The following is a 918-nucleotide window of genomic DNA, read 5'->3' as shown; positions in this document are numbered from 1 at the left end:
TCAGATATCCCAGGCTCATACCTGTACCTCTATAGGTCAACTGTTTACCGTTGGGGCAGATGTAATAATCTCCATCGTGATCATAGGTGAAACCGGCCCTTTCGTATATAAACTGCGGCCTGTTGGGTATATACCCTATGATATTATTGTCTTCCAAAGCTTTCAGGGCCTCTCCGCTGCTATATCCCGTATCAGCCAGAAGCTCCTCCATATTTAAGCCCTGTTCTTTCAGGTTATCCACCAGCTGTGGCAACAGAACAGGCAGGCACATGCTGTCTTTCCTGTCCGCTGTAAAGGCCTGTATGTGGGTAATCATATGGGATGCCGTATCCACACAGACCTGCCCCAGATAGTTTAGCGCCATTGCTTTCCCTTTTTTTACCGACATTTTTGCATCGGGATCGCAAGGACTGATATGCGTATCGTTATGCGGGTTCTTTTTGGGCCTGAGCAGGGGATAGTGGCGATCCTTTGCCTTTTTCATTTCCACGCTGCGGGGAGATGGTGTTTCTTCATTCTCTTTCAGCTCCCTTGCATAATTCTCCGCATCTTCGAGTATATCCTTCCGCACCATACTGTCCAGTGAGGCATTGGCCTTCACGTACACACCGTCAACGGCCTGCCGCCGACCCGATACCATTCCCTTTTCGATACATTGGCCCAGCACCCGCTTGAAGAGCTCACAGAAAACCTCCTGACCGTACAGCTGACGGGTACGGCTCAGCGTGGAATGCCATGGCAGCTCCTCGCCAAGGTCATATCCCAGAAAATAAAGGATATCCATCCGCATTCCCGCAGTGCTGACGATACGCCTGTCACTGCTCAGGTTCTCCAGATAACCTACAAGAACCAGCTTCATGAAAACAACCGGGTCAATACTTTTCTGACCCTCCCGGCCATAATAACACGCTGTCGAGG

General features: G+C 50.2%; 1 protein-coding gene. It reads right to left on the bottom strand.

Annotation, left to right across the window (positions count from 1 at the left end; genetic code table 11):
• Positions 1-859: transposase (locus RYH73_RS26560; RefSeq protein ID WP_335316467.1), on the bottom strand; the 859-nt coding region annotated here is incomplete at its 3' end.
• Between the last annotated feature and the right edge of the window lie 59 nt (positions 860-918).

It is taken from the genome of Olivibacter sp. CPCC 100613, from assembly GCF_036959255.1.
Taxonomy (GTDB): Bacteria; Bacteroidota; Bacteroidia; order Sphingobacteriales; family Sphingobacteriaceae; genus Olivibacter.
Note: the sequence above shows the minus strand (reverse complement) of the source record. Positions and strands in the feature narration are given on the sequence as shown.